The 14,835-nt window shown below is 75.4% G+C and carries 15 protein-coding genes and 1 pseudogene; 5 read left to right on the top strand and 11 right to left on the bottom strand.

Annotated elements, in window-relative coordinates; genetic code table 11:
- Positions 1-9: 9 nt before the first annotated feature.
- From purN to purE, 9 genes are all read right to left on the bottom strand, one after another.
- The gene (gene purN, locus K6U79_05080; protein ID MCL6521732.1) at positions 10-630 is read right to left on the bottom strand and encodes a phosphoribosylglycinamide formyltransferase; all 621 of its coding nucleotides are present in this window, start codon (positions 628-630) and stop codon (positions 10-12) included.
- A 62-nt stretch (positions 631-692) separates the two neighbouring features.
- Positions 693-1,745, bottom strand: coding sequence for a phosphoribosylformylglycinamidine cyclo-ligase (purM, locus tag K6U79_05075; protein ID MCL6521731.1), 1,053 nt, complete (start codon positions 1,743-1,745; stop codon positions 693-695).
- Positions 1,745-3,217, bottom strand: coding sequence for an amidophosphoribosyltransferase (gene purF, locus K6U79_05070; protein MCL6521730.1), 1,473 nt, complete (start codon positions 3,215-3,217; stop codon positions 1,745-1,747). Before purF ends, purM begins: the two co-directional genes overlap by 1 nt.
- Positions 3,205-5,286, bottom strand: coding sequence for a phosphoribosylformylglycinamidine synthase subunit PurL (gene purL, locus K6U79_05065; GenBank protein ID MCL6521729.1), 2,082 nt, complete (start codon positions 5,284-5,286; stop codon positions 3,205-3,207). Before purL ends, purF begins: the two co-directional genes overlap by 13 nt.
- Positions 5,283-6,002 (bottom strand): phosphoribosylformylglycinamidine synthase subunit PurQ, encoded by a 720-nt coding sequence (purQ, locus tag K6U79_05060; GenBank protein MCL6521728.1) that lies wholly within the window; start codon positions 6,000-6,002, stop codon positions 5,283-5,285. Before purQ ends, purL begins: the two co-directional genes overlap by 4 nt.
- Before the next feature lie 5 nt (positions 6,003-6,007).
- Positions 6,008-6,334: a phosphoribosylformylglycinamidine synthase subunit PurS gene (locus tag K6U79_05055; GenBank protein MCL6521727.1), complete on the bottom strand. Its 327-nt coding sequence runs from the start codon at positions 6,332-6,334 to the stop codon at positions 6,008-6,010.
- A complete protein-coding gene (locus tag K6U79_05050) occupies positions 6,331-7,038 on the bottom strand; it encodes a phosphoribosylaminoimidazolesuccinocarboxamide synthase (protein MCL6521726.1) in 708 nt (235 codons plus the stop codon). The genes K6U79_05055 and K6U79_05050 overlap by 4 nt, the downstream gene beginning before the upstream one ends.
- The gene (gene purB / locus K6U79_05045; protein MCL6521725.1) at positions 7,038-8,435 is read right to left on the bottom strand and encodes an adenylosuccinate lyase; all 1,398 of its coding nucleotides are present in this window, start codon (positions 8,433-8,435) and stop codon (positions 7,038-7,040) included. The genes K6U79_05050 and purB overlap by 1 nt, the downstream gene beginning before the upstream one ends.
- A complete protein-coding gene (purE, locus tag K6U79_05040; protein ID MCL6521724.1) occupies positions 8,432-8,959 on the bottom strand; it encodes a 5-(carboxyamino)imidazole ribonucleotide mutase in 528 nt (175 codons plus the stop codon). Before purE ends, purB begins: the two co-directional genes overlap by 4 nt.
- A gap of 252 nt (positions 8,960-9,211) precedes the next feature.
- Here purE and K6U79_05035 point away from each other — a divergent pair, with 252 nt between their 5' ends.
- From K6U79_05035 to K6U79_05015, 5 genes and pseudogenes are all read left to right on the top strand, one after another.
- Positions 9,212-10,261, top strand: coding sequence for a pirin family protein (locus K6U79_05035; protein MCL6521723.1), 1,050 nt, complete (start codon positions 9,212-9,214; stop codon positions 10,259-10,261).
- Positions 10,258-10,407, top strand: coding sequence for a hypothetical protein (locus tag K6U79_05030; GenBank protein ID MCL6521722.1), 150 nt, complete (start codon positions 10,258-10,260; stop codon positions 10,405-10,407). Before K6U79_05035 ends, K6U79_05030 begins: the two co-directional genes overlap by 4 nt.
- 81 nt (positions 10,408-10,488) lie before the next feature.
- Positions 10,489-10,813 (top strand): annotated as a pseudogene (gene trxA / locus K6U79_05025) (thioredoxin).
- Positions 10,814-11,074: 261 nt separating this feature from the next.
- Positions 11,075-12,481 (top strand): Fe-S cluster assembly protein SufB, encoded by a 1,407-nt coding sequence (gene sufB / locus K6U79_05020; GenBank protein MCL6521721.1) that lies wholly within the window; start codon positions 11,075-11,077, stop codon positions 12,479-12,481.
- A 26-nt stretch (positions 12,482-12,507) separates the two neighbouring features.
- A complete protein-coding gene (locus tag K6U79_05015; GenBank protein ID MCL6521720.1) occupies positions 12,508-12,813 on the top strand; it encodes a non-heme iron oxygenase ferredoxin subunit in 306 nt (101 codons plus the stop codon).
- On the opposite strand, the gene K6U79_05010 is transcribed toward K6U79_05015, so the two are convergent.
- Entirely contained in the window at positions 12,795-13,874 is a 1,080-nt protein-coding gene (locus K6U79_05010) for an NUDIX hydrolase (protein MCL6521719.1), read from the bottom strand. The two genes, K6U79_05015 and K6U79_05010, sit on opposite strands and share 19 nt — an antisense overlap.
- Positions 13,871-14,835: alanine--glyoxylate aminotransferase family protein (locus K6U79_05005; GenBank protein MCL6521718.1), on the bottom strand; the 965-nt coding region annotated here is incomplete at its 5' end. The genes K6U79_05010 and K6U79_05005, both read right to left, overlap by 4 nt.

Raw genomic sequence — 14,835 nt, 5'->3', positions numbered from 1 at the left:
ACGTCGCACTCACCTCGTCTCGTCGTCGGCCGGCAGCCGGATCACCCGCCGGCCGCGGATGCGCAGCCGGTCCGCCGCGTAGAGCCGGATCGCCTCCGGGTAGAGGCGGTGCTCCTGGACGAGGATGCGCTCCGCCAGGCTCTCGGGCGTGTCCCCGTCCTCCACCGGTACCGCCGCCTGCAGGATGATGGGCCCGTGGTCCATCGCCTCATCCACGAAGTGGACGGTGCAGCCGGTGACGCGCACGCCGTACTCCAGCGCCTGGCGCTGCGCCTCCAGGCCCGGGAAGGCGGGCAGGAGCGAGGGGTGGATGTTCATCACCCGCCCGCCCATCGCCTCCAGAAAGACCGGGCCGAGCAGGCGCAGGAAGCCGGCCAGCGCGCAGAGCTCCACCCCCCGCTCCAGCAGCGCGGCCGCCAGCGCGCGGTCGTAGGCCTCGCGCCCGGCAAAGCGGCGCCGCTCCAGCACCCGTGCCGGCAGGCCGCGGGCGCGGGCCACCTCCAGCGCCCGCACGCCGGGGCGGTCGGAGAGGACGAGGCGGACCTCGGCGGGCAGCTCGCCCCGCTCCACCGCCGCCAGGATGGCCTCCAGGTTGGAGCCCCGCCCGGAGACCAGGACGCCCAGCGGCACCGGCGAGCCCGGCCGCCGCCCGGGCGGGCGCGAGCCGTCGAAGGCGGGAGGCGTCGTCCCGCTCACGCGCGCACCACCCGTCCCGCCGGGAAGACCTGCTCGCCCGCGTCGCGCAGGAGGCGGGCCGCCTCCTCGGCGGCCTCGGCCGAGACCACCAGGACGAAGCCGGCGCCCAGGTTGAAGACGCGCTCCATCTCCGCCTCCTCCACGCCGCCGGCCTCGCGGATGGCCCGGAAGAGAGGCGGCTCCGGCCAGCTGCGCTCGATCTCGGCGCGGAGGCCGGCGGGCAGGACGCGGGCCAGGTTGGCGGCCAGCCCGCCGCCGGTGACGTGGGCGGCGGCGTGGACCTCGCCGCCCGCCGCGCGCAGGAGCTGCAGCACCGGGCGGACGTAGAGGCGGGTCGGCTCCAGGAGCAGGTCGCCCAGGGTGGGCGGCGGGCTGCCCGCCGCTCCCGGCGCCGCGCCGGGCAGCGGGCGGTCGAGGCGCAGGCCGCCGCGCTCCAGGAGCGCCTTCCTGGCCAGGGCGTAGCCGTTGGCGTGGAGGCCGGAGCTGGCCAGCGCCAGCAGGCGGTCGCCCTCGCGCACGCGCGCGGGGCCGAGCCGCTCCTCCTCCTCCACCACCCCCAGACAGAAACCGGCCAGGTCGTACTCGCCGGGGCCGTAGAGGTCGGGCAGCTCCGCCGACTCGCCGCCCAGGAGCGCGCAGCCGGCCCGGCGGCAGCCCTCGGCCACGCCCGCCACCACCGTGGCGACGAAGTCCGGCTCGAGCCGGTGCGCCGCCAGGTAGTCCAGGAAGAAGAGCGGCTCCGCGCCCACCGCCAGCACGTCGTTGGCGTTCATGGCCACGCAGTCGATGCCCACGCTCTCGTGGCGGCCCAGCGCCGCGGCCAAAAGGAGCTTGGAGCCGACGCCGTCGGCGCCCGCCGCCAGGAGCGGTTTCCGGTAGCCGCGCGGCAGCCGCGCGAGGCCGGCGAAGCCGCCCACCCCCTCCACCACTTCGCTGCGCCCCGCCGCCCGCGCCAGGGGTGCGATGCGCCGGACCAGCTCCTCGGCGTCCTCCAGGTGGACGCCCGCGGCGGCGTAAGTGAGCGGCGGCCGCTTCCGGGGGGCGTCCATCAGCTCACCTCCTCCAGGTGGGGCGGCGGGAGCGGCGCCTCTTCCGCCTCCTCGCGGTCGGGGAGCGGCACGGGGTAGTCGCCCGTGAAGCAGGCGGTGCAGAAGCGCCGGCTGGCCGGCGCGGAGCCGGCGGGGAGCTCCTCGCCGGCCGCCTCCAGGAGGCCGGCCAGGCTGAGAAAGGCCAGGCTCTCCACGCCCAGCTCGGCGCGCATGGCCTCCAGGCTACGGCCGGCGGCAAAGAGCTCGCCGCGGCGCGAGGCGTCGATGCCGTAGCCGCACGGGAAGCGGAAGGGGGGCGAGGCGATGCGCAGGTGGACTTGGGCGGCGCCGGCGGAGCGGAGCAGCTCGACGATCTGGCGGGCGGTGGTGCCGCGCACCAGCGAGTCGTCCACCAGCACCACCCGCCGGCCGGCCACCACCGGGCGGACCGCGTTCAGCTTGAGGCGGACCCGCTCGCCGCGGCCGGCCTCCTCGGGCTCGATGAAGGTGCGGCCGACGTAGCGGTTGCGCACCAGCCCCATCTCGTAGGGCAGGCCCAGCGCCTCGGCGTAGCCGGAGGCTGCGGAGAGGCTGGAGTCGGGCACGCCGACGACGACATCCGCCTCGGCCGGCGCCTCGCGCGCCAGGAGGCGGCCGCTCCGCTTGCGGAAGGTGTGCACGTCGCCGCCCGCCAGGAGGGTGTCGGGGCGCGCCAGGTAGATCAGCTCGAAGAGGCAGAGCGCCTCGCGGTCGCCTTCCTCGGGCCGCGCATAGCGAAGGCGGCGGAGGCCGCCGGTCCCGATCTCCACCGCCTCGCCCGCCCGCACCTCGCCCAGCGGCTCGGCGCCCACCGCGTCCAGGGCGCAGCTCTCCGAGGCGACCACCGTCGCCTTGCCCAGGCGGCCCAGCGTCAGGGGCCGGATGCCGTACGGGTCGCGCACCGCCCAGAGCGCCGAAGGCGCCAGGAGGGCGAGGGCGAAGGCGCCCTGCAGAACGTGGAGCGCCTCCAGGAAGGCGGCGCCCACCTCGCCCTCCGGACGGGCCGCCACCAGGTGGGCGATCACCTCGCTGTCGCTCTCGCTCTGGAAGATGGAGCCGCGCCGTTCCAGGGTGCGGCGCAGGCGCGCGGCGTTGACCAGCTCGCCGTTGTGGGCCAGCGCGCTGGCCCCCTGGCGCAGCCGGACCAGGAACGGCTGCGCGTTCTCCAGGCGGCTGGCGCCGGTGGTGGAGTAGCGGACGTGGCCCAGGGCGGCGTCGGGGCCGAGCGCGCGCAGGCGCTCCAGGCGCTCCGCGGGCAGCGCCTCGGCCACCAGCCCCATGCCCCGCTCCAGCACCAGCTCTCCGGACGGCGTCCGCACCGCCATGCCCGCCGACTCCTGGCCCCGGTGCTGAAGGGCGTAGAGGCCTCGCAAGACCACGCCCACCGGGTCGGGGTGGTTCCAGACCGCGAAGATGCCGCAGGCCTCGCGCGGCGCGCCGCTCAGCTCGGCCATGCCGCCGTCCCCTCCTCGAGCGCGCCCAGCGGGCGCAGGCGGAGGCCGCGCGAAGCCGTCTCCTCCTCGACCTCGGCCAAGCGGTCCGCTTCCACCGCCAGGAGGAAGCGGCCCTCCTCCCAGGAGCCCGCCTCCCCCTCCTCCTCCAGAAGCCTCAGCGCCTCCGCCGCCGCCCGGTCCGGTCGCGCCTCCCCCGCCAGCCAGCGGGCCAGGGTGGCGGTCGGGCCGGCGCGGCCGACATGGGCGGCCAGCGCCAGGCCGCGGGCCACCAGCTGGCGGCAGCCCGCCTGGAGCTCGCGCTCCCACTCCAGGAGCCGCTCCGGGCCGGCTTCCGGACCGGCGGCGGCCGCCTCGAGAAGGAGCAGGCGACAGCCCGCCGCCGGCCGGCCGAGCGCCCGCTCCAGGTCGTCGACGCGCCCCACGGCCCCCACCACCGGCGTCGGGACGACGCCCGAGCGGCCGCTCTCGTTGTAGAAGCTGACGTTCCCGCCCACCACCGGCACGCCCAGCCGGCGGGCGGCGAGGGCGACACCCTCCACCAGGTCGACGAAGTCGCCCATCACCTCGGGCCGCTCCGGGCTCGCCAGGTTGAGGGCGTCCACCAGGCCCAGCGGCTCGGCGCCCAGGGCGGCCAGCGGCCTGAGGGCGGCGGCCACGCTGAGCGCCGCGCCCAGGAGCGGGTCCCGCTCGCAGGCTTCCTCGCGGCCGGCCATGGCCAGCGCCAGCCCGGCGCGACCGCCCGGCAGGCGGAGGAGCGCCGCCCCCTGGTCGCCGCCGAAGCCGGGCGCCCGCGCCGTCAGGTGGCCCACCTGGCGGTCGTACTGCTCGTAGAGCCAGCGCAGCCGTTCGTCGCCGGGGAGCCGCCGCCGGCGCTCCGCGGCGGGCGCCGGCGCCGCCGCCTCCCCGCGCCGGCGGCGGACGGTCCGCCTGCGGTAGCGGGGCGCCCGCCGGGTGAGCGCCTCCACCGGCAGGTCGACCACCACCTCGCCCCGCCAGCGCGCCACCAGGCGACCGTCGCCGGTGACGCGCCCCACCGGCCGCGCGGAGAGACCGTAGCGGCCGGCCAGGGCGATCACCTCCGCCTCCCGGCCGGCCGGGCTGACCAAAAGCATCCGCTCCTGCGTCTCCGAGAGGAGGATCTCGTACGGCTCCAGCGAGGGGTCGCGCAGCGGCACCCGGTCCAGGTCGAGAAGGATCCCCGTCCCCGCGCGGGCGGCCGCCTCGGCGGCGGAGGCGGCCAGGCCGCCGGCGCCCAGGTCGTTGAGGCCCGCCACCAGGCCGGCCTCGGCCAGCGCCAGGCAGCCCTCGATCAGCACCTTGCCGGCGAAGGGATCGCCCACCTGGACGGCGGGGCGGAGCGAGGCCTGGCCTTGCTCCGGGGCGGAGAGCGTCCGCGAGGCCAGGAGGCTGGCGCCGTGGAGGCCGTCGCGGCCGGTGGCCGAGCCCAGGAGCCAGACCGGGTTGCCCACGCCCGCCGCCCGGGCCGCCACGAGCCCCTCCGGGCGCAGCAGGCCGACGCACATCACGTTGAGCAGCGGGTTGTCGGCGTAGCCGGGGTGGAAGACCAGCTCGCCGCCGACGGTCGGCACGCCCACCGAGTTCCCGTAGTCGCCCACGCCGCGCACCATGCCGTCCAGGAGGCGGGCCGAGCGCCCCTCCTCCAGGGGGCCGGTGCGCAGCGAGTCGAGGAGCGCCACCGGCCGCGCGCCCGTGGCGAGCACGTCGCGCAGGATGCCGCCCACGCCCGTGGCCGCGCCCTGGTAGGGGTCGACGGCGGTGGGGTGGTTGTGGCTCTCGATGCGGACCGCCACCCACCAGCCGTCGCCGGCGTCGAGGACGCCGGCGTTCTCACCCGGCCCCTGGACGACGCGCGGGCCGCGCGAGGGGAGGCGCCCCAGCCAGGCGCGCGAGGACTTGTAGCTGCAGTGCTCGGACCAGAGGAGGCCGAAGACGCCCAGCTCCACCGGGTTGGGGCGGCGGCCGAGGAGGCGCAGGATGCGCCGGTACTCGCCGCGCGTCAGACCCACCTGCTCCCAGCCTTCCTCCCGAAGGAGGCCGGCGGTGCTCACGGCAGGCTCACCTCCCGCGCGGGCGAGGCGGCCAGGTGGTCGCGCAGCGAGCGGAGCAGGCGCAGGCCGTCGACGGAGCCCTGCCAGGGCGCCACCGCGCGCTCGGGGTGGGGCATCAGGCCCATCACGTTGCCGCCGGGGCCGGCCACGCCCGCGATGGAGCCCTCCGAGCCGTTGGGGTTGGCCTCGGGACGGATCCGGCCGGCCGCGTCGACGTAGCGGAAGAGGATGCGCCCCTCGGCCGCCAACCGCTCGGCCTCCCCCGGTGCCAGGCGATAGTTGCCCGCCGCGTGCGCCACGGGCAGGCGCAGTACCTCGCCCGGCCGGAGCCTGGAGGTGAGCGGCGAGGCGTCGCTCTCCACGCGCAGGTGGAGGCTGCGGCAGACGAAGCGACCGCCCTCGTTGGCCACAAGCGCGCCGGGCAGGAGGCCGGCCTCGCAGAGGATCTGGAAGCCGTTGCAGATGCCGAGCACCAGGCCGCCGGCGGCCGCGTGCCGGCGCACGGCCCGCATCACCGGGGCGCGGGCGGCGACGGCGCCCGGGCGCAGGTAGTCGCCGTAGCTGAAGCCCCCGGGCAGCACCACCAGGTCGGCGGCGGGAAGATGGTCCCGGTCGTGGGGAACCGGGAAGGCTTCCTCGCCCAGCACCTCGGAGAAAGCCCAGAGCGTGTCGCGGTCGCAGTTGGCGCCGGGAAAGAGGACGACGGCCACGCGCAAGCCGCTCACCCCCCGGCCGGCGCCGCCGGCGCCAGCTCCTCCGCCTCGAGACGGGCCGTCTCCAGGAGCGGGTGGACCAGGAGCTCGTCGCAGGCGGCCTGCGCCTCGGCCAGGGCGGCCGGACGGTCGGCGGCCCGGAGCACCAGTTCGATGCGCCGCCCCACGCGGACGCTCTCCAGGGCGGGGTGGGCGGCGGCGAGGAAGGAGCGGAGCACGTCGCCCTGCGGGTCGCGCACCTCGGGGCGCGGCATGGCCTCCACCACCACGCGCCAGAGGCGGGAGGCCGGCGCCGCGCCGCCCCCTCCCGCCGGGCCCGGCCGCTCCCCGCTCACGCCCTCGCCCCCTCCAGGCGGCGGAGCACCTCGCGGTAGGCGCCCGTCACGTCGCCCAGGTCCCGGCGGAAGCGGTCCTTGTCCAGCCGCTCGCCCGTGGCGGTGTCCCAGAAGCGGCAGGTGTCGGGCGTCACCTCGTCGCCCAGCAGCAGCGTGCCGTCGGCGGCGCGGCCGAACTCCAGCTTGAAGTCGATCAGGCGCAGCCCGCGCGCCAGCAGCCAGGGGAGCAGCACCTCGTCGACGCGCAGCGCCAGCGCCTCGGCCTCGCGCAGCTCCTCGGCCGTGGCCAGGCCCAGCGCCTCGGCGTGGGTGGCGTTGATCCAGGGGTCGCCCAGGGCGTCGTCCTTCAGGTAGAACTCGACCACGGGGCGCCGCAGCTCCTCCCCCTCGGGTCGGCCCAGGCGCTGGGCCAGGCTGCCCGCCACCACGTTCCGCACCACCACCTCGACCGGGATCATCTCCAGCCGCCGGACGCGCAGGAAGCGCTCCCCGACGCGGCCCAGGTAGTGGGTCCGGATCCCGTGCGCCTCCAGCTCCTCGAAGGCCAGCGCGCTGATCTCCCGGTTGAGCTCGCCCTTGCCGGCGATGCGCGCGCGCTTCACGCCGTTGAAGGCGGTGGCGTCGTCCTTGAACTCGACCAGCAGGACGTCCGGCTCCTCCGTCGCGTAAACGATCTTGGCCTTCCCCTCGTAGAGCCTCTCCATCATCCCTCGCCCCTTTCCCGGATCGCATGCTGCCCGTCGTGCGCCGCGCCGTCCGGCCCGGGCTCCTCCGGCCGCAGCCCCAGCCGGCGGAAGATGGCCGGCAGGTGGCGCAGCGCCGGGGCCGGGTCGAAACAGGCGGCCAGACCCTCCTCGCCCAGGCGGGCGAGCACCTCCGCATCCCGTTCCAGCGCCTCGCGGAAGCCCGGCCCGCCGTCCAGCGCCCGCAGGGCGTGCGCCTGGACGCGGGCGTAGGCCTCCTCGCGCGCCATGCCGGCGCCGACCAGCGCCGTCAGCACGCGCTCGGAGTGGATCACGCCGCCGCCCAGCTCCAGGTTCCGGGCCATGGCCCGGGGCCGGACCTCCATCCCCTCCACCAGCTCCCGCTCGGTGCGCAGCATGTAGCCCAGGAGGCTGGTGGCGTCGGGCAGGATGACCCGTTCCACCGAGGAGTGGCTGATATCGCGCTCGTGCCAGAGCGCCTGGTTCTCCAGCGCGCTCAGCGCGTAGCCGCGCAGGAGCCGCGCCAGGCCCGTCACGCGCTCCGATCGCTCCGGGTTCCGCTTGTGGGGCATGGCCGAAGAGCCCTTCTTTCCGGGCGGGAACGGCTCCAGCAGCTCGCCCACCTCGCTCCGCGCCAGCCCCCGCAGGTCGACCGCCATCCGCTCCAGCGTGCCGCCGGTGATGGCGATGGCGGCCAGCGCCTCGGCGTGGCGGTCACGCCCCAGCACCTGGCTGCTGACGGGCGCAGGCTCCAGCCCGAGGCGCCGGCAGACCCGCTCCTCCAGGAGCGGCTCGCCGTTGGCGTAGGTGCCCACCGCGCCCGCCAGGCGCCCCACCGCCACCGCCTGCCGGGCGCGCAGGAGGCGTTCCCGGTCGCGGCCCAGCTCCTCCCAGTCCAGGGCCAGCTTCAGCCCCAGCGTCACCGGCTCGGCGATCATGCCGTGGGTCCGCCCGGCCATGGGCTGCCAGGCCCAGCGCTCGGCCTGGCGGCGGAGCGCGTCGCGGAGCGCGTCCAGCTCCGCCAGCAGGAGGTCGAAGGCCTCGCGCAGCTGGAGCCCCAGCGCCGTGTCCACCACGTCGTAGGAAGTCAGACCCAGGTGAAGCCAGCGCCCCGGCTCGCCCACCTGCTCGGCCAGCGCGCTGACGAAGGCGATGACGTCGTGCTGGACGCGTGCCTCGATCTCGGCCGCGCGCCGGGGGAGCCCCGGGGGCAGGAGCGGCCGCCCCTGGCCGTCGGCCGGCAGCGCCCGGCGGACCGCCTCGGGCACGCCGGCCGGCACGCGGCCCAGCTCGGCCCATGCCTCCAGGGCGGCCAGCTCCACCTCCAGCCAGAGCTGCAGGCGGTGCTCCTCCGACCAGAGGCTCCGGAAGTCAGGAAGGGTGTAGCGCTCGATCACCGGCCCCCGCCCGCCCCGGCCGGCGGCGCGCCGGCCGCGGCCTCGCCGCGCCAGCGCCGGTCGGCCTCCAGCACCGCCGCGGCCTGCTCCTGCCGCCGCCGGCGAAGCCGCTCCGCCAGCTCCGGCTCCTCCAGCGCCAGGATGGAGGCGGCCAGAAAGGCCGCGTTGCGGGCCGCGTCGACGCCCACGGCGGCCACGGGCACGCCCGGCGGCATCTGCACGACGCTCAGCAGGGCGTCCCATCCGCCCAGCGGGCCCGCCGCCAGCGGCAGGCCGACCACCGGCCGCACCGTCTGGGCCGCCACCGCGCCGGGAAGGGCGGCCGAGAGGCCGGCGGCGGCGACGAAGAGGCGGACGCCGCGCGCCTCGGCCTCGCGGACGTAGGCGGCCAGCTCGGCGGGCGTGCGGTGGGCGGAGAGGACGCGCTGCTCGCAGGAGATGCCCAGCGCCTGGAGCTCCTCCAGGCAGGGGGCGACGCGGGGAATGTCCGAGGCGCTGCCGACCAGAAGCGCCACGTGCGGCACGGGCCATCGCCTCCCCGGGAGAGCGGAGCCGGCGGCCCCGCGAAAATGCGAACGTTGGTGCGAGGCAAGTATATAACGTTCGAGACTAACGGCCAATCCCTCCGAACGTCTCGGACGAAAGTCCGCCCCGGGAGGGTTGCCGGAGAGGAGCCGGCCGGGGCCGCAGAGGCTTGGAGAGGTGCGGCGGGAGGCAGATAATTAGATAAAGATCAAACTATGTAACCGCCCGAGGGGCGGCGGGAGGCGATCTCCATGGCATGGCGTGAGGACGGGCTGCTGCTTCTGCCCAGGCTGCCCGAGCCGCCTGCGGGGGCGCGGGAGCGGAGCGTGCGGCACCTGGTGACGGCCCACTCGCAGCTGGAGGGGGCGGGTTTTCGCGTGCGCAGGCCCTTTCCGGCCCCTGAGGCGGACCTGCGGGAGACTGATCCCTTCCTCCTGCTGGACCAGATCGGGCCGGTGGAGTACGGCCCGCGCGAGGCGCGCGGAGCGCCCTGGCACCCGCACCGCGGCTTCGAGACGGTCACCTACATCATGGCCGGCGCCTTCCGCCACCAGGACTCCAACGGCGGCGGCGGGCTGATCCGGGCCGGGGATACGCAGTGGATGACGGCGGGCTCCGGCATCCTGCACGACGAGATGCCGCCCGAGGAGCTCTACCTGCACGGGGGGCTTTTCCACGCGGTGCAGCTCTGGGTCAACCTGCCCCGGCGGCTGAAGTGGACACCGCCGCGCTACCAGGACATCCGCCACGAGCGGGTGACGCGCGTCATCTCCCCGGACGGGGGCGCGCTCCTGCGCGTCATCGCGGGCGAAGTGGGCGGTTACAAGGGTCCCGGTGTCACCTGGACGCCGATCGACTACCTCCACGCGTCGATCGCGCCGGGTGCTCGGCTGCGCCTGGCCTGGCGCGAGAACTTCAACGCCCTGGCCTACGTGCTGATCGGCAGCGGGAGCGTCGGCCCCGAGGCGACTCCGATCCAGGCGGGACAGCTGGCGGTCTTCGGCCCGGGCGAGGTCGTCACGCTCACCGCCGACCGGCGCCAGCCCGGCACGCTCGACGCCGAGTCGGCGCCGGCCATGGAGGTGCTCCTCCTGGGCGGCCTGCCGATCCGCGAGAGCATCGCCTTTTACGGCCCCTTCGTCATGAACACGCGGGAAGAGATCCTCCAGGCATTCGAGGATTTCCAGGCGGGACGGATGGGGAGCGTGCCGGCGACGGTGCTCGAACCGCCGCCGGTGACCGGGTCGGGTCAGGGCGCCTCCGGGGAGAGCGGAGGCGACGGCGACCGGGATCCGCGATGAGGCGGTGGTTGGCGCCGCACCCGGAGGAGCAGGTGGCGCGGATGCGCTGGGCGCCGGAGGCCGAGGAGGGCGCGGGCTTCTACATCGTCCGCGAGAGGGAGCAGCCCTCGCAAAGCGTCGGCTCCGCCCGGGAGGTCGACTCCTGAGGCTGAGCGTTCCTCTTCGCTGGAGGCAGCGGGAAGGGGCGGAGCGCGGGCCGCGGCAAGCGTGCCGAGGAGGGGAGACGTATGGCCGAGATCGAGGTGGAGAGCGCCACCTTCCAGTCCGAGGTGGTGGGGTCCGGAGCTGCCGGTTCTGGTCGACTTCTGGGCCGATGGGTGCGCCCCGTGCCGGATGCTGGCGCCCATCGTCGGGCAGCTGGCCGAGGAGTACGAGGGGCGGCTCAAGGTGGCGCGCCTGGACGTGGACGCCAACCCCGACCTGGCCTCCCGGTTCGGTGTCATGAGCATCCCGACGCTCATGATCTTCAAGGACGGGGCACCGGTGGAGCGGCTGGTGGGTTACCGTCCCCAGGACCAGCTGAAGCGTGCCATCGACAGGGTGCTCGGCTGAGGGAGGCCGCCGGCAGCACCGCCAGGATCCGGCAGAAGAGGGGCAAGGAAAGCCGGGGCGCGGCCGCCTCGGCTCTCTCGTCTCCGGCGGTTGGCGCGCCGTCTGCCGGATCTCTCCCGCCTTCGCCTTGTGGCCGGGAGGCGGGGTCGGCTATACTTGACTGCAGCACTCGGAATTCGCCCGACCCGCGGCCGCCGTCCGAGCGGCGCGGGGGGACGGGCGGCCGTGGCAGGCAGTCGTGGCCGGAAAGGGGCTGGTAGCGTGACCGTCAAGTCCGCCCCCGTCGACAAGGGAGAGTACCAGTGGGGTTTCCGCGACCCCGTGGACCGATACGCCTTCAAGGCGCCCAAGGGGCTCTCGCGCCAGGTGGTGGAGGAGATCTCGCGCATCAAGCAGGAGCCGGAGTGGATGCGCGACTTCCGCCTGCACGCGCTGGAGGTCTTTCTGGCCAAGCCGATGCCCACCTGGGGCGTGGACCTCTCGGAGATCGACTTCGACGAGATCACGTACTTCATGCGCGCCGCCGACCGGCCGGGCGACGACTGGGCCGACGTGCCGGAGTACATCAAGAAGACCTTCGACCGCCTCGGCATCCCCGAGGCGGAGAGGAAGTGGCTGGGCGGCGTCTCGGCGCAGTACGAGTCGGAGGTCGTCTACCACTCCATTCGCGAGGACCTGCAGAAGAAGGGCGTCATCTTCGTCGACACCGACACCGCGGTGCGCGAGTACCCCGAGCTGGTCCGGGAGTATTTCGGCACCGTGGTGCCGCCCGAGGACAACAAGTTCGCCGCGCTCAACAGCGCCGTCTGGTCGGGCGGTTCTTTCATCTACGTGCCGCGCGGCGTCACCGTCGACATCCCGCTCCAGGCCTACTTCCGGATCAACGCCGAGCGCATGGGCCAGTTCGAGCGGACGCTGATCATCGTCGACGAGGGCGCCAAGGTCCACTACGTGGAGGGCTGCACCGCCCCTACCTACTCCAGCGACTCGCTCCATTCGGCGGTGGTGGAGATCGTGGCCAAGGCGGGCGCCACGGTCCGCTACACCACCATCCAGAACTGGTCCAACAACGTCTACAACCTGGTGACCAAACGGGCGGTGGCCTACGCCGGCGCCACGGTGGAGTGGGTGGACGGCAACCTGGGCTCCAAGGCGACCATGAAGTACCCCAGCGTCTATCTGATGGAGCCCGGCGCCAAGGCGGACATCCTCTCCATCGCCTTCGCCGGTCGCGGCCAGATCCAGGACGCGGGCGGCAAGGCGATCCACGTGGCGCCGTACACCACTTCCACCATCCGCTCCAAGTCCATCTCCAAGGACGGCGGCGTCACCCTCTTCCGCGGCCTGGTGGAGGTGGCGCCCGAGGCGCACCATGTGCGCTCCAGCACCAAGTGCGACGCGCTGATCCTGGACGACCTCTCCAAGTCCGACACGGTGCCGACAATCCACGTGGGCAACGACGAGGTGACCATCGAGCACGAGGCGACCGTCTCCAAGCTCTCCGAAGAGCAGCTCTTCTACCTGATGAGCCGCGGGCTGACCGAGGAGCAGGCGGCGCACATGATCGTCATGGGCTTCATCGAGCCCTTCGCCAAGGCGCTGCCCATGGAGTATGCGGTGGAGCTCAACCGGCTGATCGAGATGGAGATGGAGGGCGCGGTCGGTTGAGCGCGGGGCCTCAGGAGTCCGGCCAGGTGTGGCTGCGGGCGGTGGCCTCGGACGAGGTGCCCGAGGGGCGGCCCGAGCGGGTGGTCCTCCAGGGGCGCCCCATCGCCCTCTGCCGGGTGAGCGGGAGGCTCTTCGCCGTGGACGACACGTGCTCCCACGAGGAGGCTTCGCTCTCCCAGGGCCGCCTGGTAGGCCAGAGCATCCAGTGCCCGCGGCACGGCTCGCGCTTCAGCCTCGAGACCGGCAAGCCGCTCTCGCTCCCGGCCTACCGGCCCATCCGCACCTACGCGGTCGAGGAGCGGGAGGGCGCGATCTACGTCCGGCTCTCCTGAGGCGGGAGGAGCCGGAGTGCCCATTCCACCTCACTGCCCGGGCGGATGAGACCGCCCGGGCGGCGGACTGTCTCGGCCTCGAGGCGGTCGGCGCCCGCGGCGGCCAGGGTCACCAGCGGAGCCAGCGCCGCCAGCGTGGGGAGCGTCATGAAGAGCCGGCCCTCCCGGTAGCCGGCCAGCGCCTCGCGCGGGCGGAGCCAGCGCGCCTCCGCCAGCTCCTCCGGCGAGAGGCGCAGGCGCTCGCCCTCCGGGTAGCGCGCCAGGAAGTAGGCGGTCTCCACCCTCCTCGGCACGTAGGGCGGCGCCAGCAGGCGGCCCAGGGGCAGGAGGCGCGACGCCCCCAGCTCCAGCCCCGTCTCCTCCCTCAACTCGCGCCGCGCGGCCGCCGCCAGCGCAGCCAGCTGCCCGGGCCGCGCCCCGCTGCCGCGGTAGGCGGCGAGGAGGAGGGGACCGGGATCCGCCTCCCCCCGCGGGAGGTCGGTCTCGTCCACCATCCCGCCCGGAAAGGCCCAGCTGCCGGGCGCGATGCTGCCCGGGATCTCCGCTCGCCGCACGAAAAAGAGCCGCCCCGCGCCGTCGTGGAGGACGACCGAGGCGGCGGCGCGCGCCTCCGCCGGGCCCGCGGCACGCGGCCGCCCCGGGCGCGGCTGGGGCCGGCGCGGCTCGCGCGGCGGCAGCCGCTCCAGCAGGTCCAGCATGGCGAGAAGGCGGGAGGGGCCGCTCCAGCGCGGCGCCGGCCCCGTCCCGAGAAAGGCGGTCTCGCCGGGGGCGGGCGGGCAGCTGCGGGGGAGCAGGGCGAGGAGGCCGATCCCCGCCGCGGGCAGCACTTCCTCCCGGTAGCGCGCGGCGAGGAGGAGCGCCTCGCCGGCCTCCACGCCGTGCCGCGCCAGCGCCTCCAGCAGCCGCTCCTGCAGCTCCGCCGGCCCCTCGCCCGGCGGCCCGGCCGGCAGCGCCTCGAACCCGGCGCCCCGCGCCGCCAGCAGCCGTTCGAGGCGTCCGGCCGGGACGGCGCCCGCGCCTCCGGGCAGGAGCAGGACCAGCCGGAAGGCCACCGCGCTCAAGCGCCTCCCGCGGCGGGCGGGGCGCCCTCCTCGCGCAGCGCGGCCCCGGCCGCCTCCAGGGAGGCGCCGCGGGTGAAGCGGTAGCCCTCCGCGGCCAGGCACTCCTCCAGCGCGGCCAGAAAGGCCAGGACGTTTCGCGGCCGGGCGCCGTGGCCCATGAGGCCGATGCGCCAGATGCGCCCGCGGGTGGGGCCGACGCCGGCGCCGATCTCGATGCCGTAGGTTTCCAGAAGGCGCGCGCGGAGACGCGTGTCGTCCACGCCCTCGGGGATGCGGACGGTGGTCAGCTCGGGGAGGCGGTGCCCCGGCTCCGCGAAGAGCTCCAGGCCCAGCGCCTCGAGGCCGCGCTGCAGCGCGGCGCCGACCACGGCGTGGCGCCGGTAGACGGCGGCGAGCCCCTCCTCCAGGATGAGGCGGACGCCTTCGTGCAGGGCGTAAAGCATGTTGATGGGCGCCGTGTGGTGGTAGAAGCGCTCGCGCCCCCAGTAGCGGCGGATCATGGTGACGTCCAGGTACCAGCTGGAGACGGGCCGCCTGCGCGCCTCCAGCCGGGCCTCGGCGCGCGGGCCGACGGTGAAGGGGGCCAGCCCCGGGGGCACGCTCAGACACTTCTGGGTGCCGGCGTAGCAGGCGTCGATACCCAGGCGGTCCACCTCCACCGGGATGCCTCCCAGGGCCGTGACGGCGTCGACGCCCAGCAGCGCCCCGTGCTCGTGGACGAGACGGGAGATCTCCTCCAGCGGCTGGCGGACGCCGGTGGAGGTCTCGGCCAGGACCAGCGCCACCAGGCGGATGTCCGGCTCGCGGCGGAGCGCCGTCCGGACCGCTTCGGGGTCGACGATCCGTCCCCAGGGGGCCTCCACGGTCCGCACCTCGGCGCCGGCGCGGCGGGCGACGTCCACCATGCGTTCGCCGAAGAGGCCGTTGACGCCGATCAGCACCTTGTCGCCCGGCTCGACCA

This window comes from Bacillota bacterium, from assembly GCA_023511835.1.
Classification (GTDB): Bacteria; Bacillota; Sulfobacillia; order JAIMAT01; family JAIMAT01; genus JAIMAT01.
Note: the sequence above shows the minus strand (reverse complement) of the source record. Positions and strands in the feature narration are given on the sequence as shown.

Coding starts and splice junctions, on each gene's coding strand:
- K6U79_05035 (MCL6521723.1), top strand. CDS start 9,212: ATGGCATGGCGTGAGGACGGGCTGCTGCTTCTGCCCAGGCTGCCCGAG.
- K6U79_05030 (MCL6521722.1), top strand. CDS start 10,258: ATGAGGCGGTGGTTGGCGCCGCACCCGGAGGAGCAGGTGGCGCGGATG.
- K6U79_05050 (MCL6521726.1), bottom strand. CDS start 7,038: ATGGAGAGGCTCTACGAGGGGAAGGCCAAGATCGTTTACGCGACGGAG.
- purF (MCL6521730.1), bottom strand. CDS start 3,217: ATGGCCGAGCTGAGCGGCGCGCCGCGCGAGGCCTGCGGCATCTTCGCG.
- purM (MCL6521731.1), bottom strand. CDS start 1,745: ATGGACGCCCCCCGGAAGCGGCCGCCGCTCACTTACGCCGCCGCGGGC.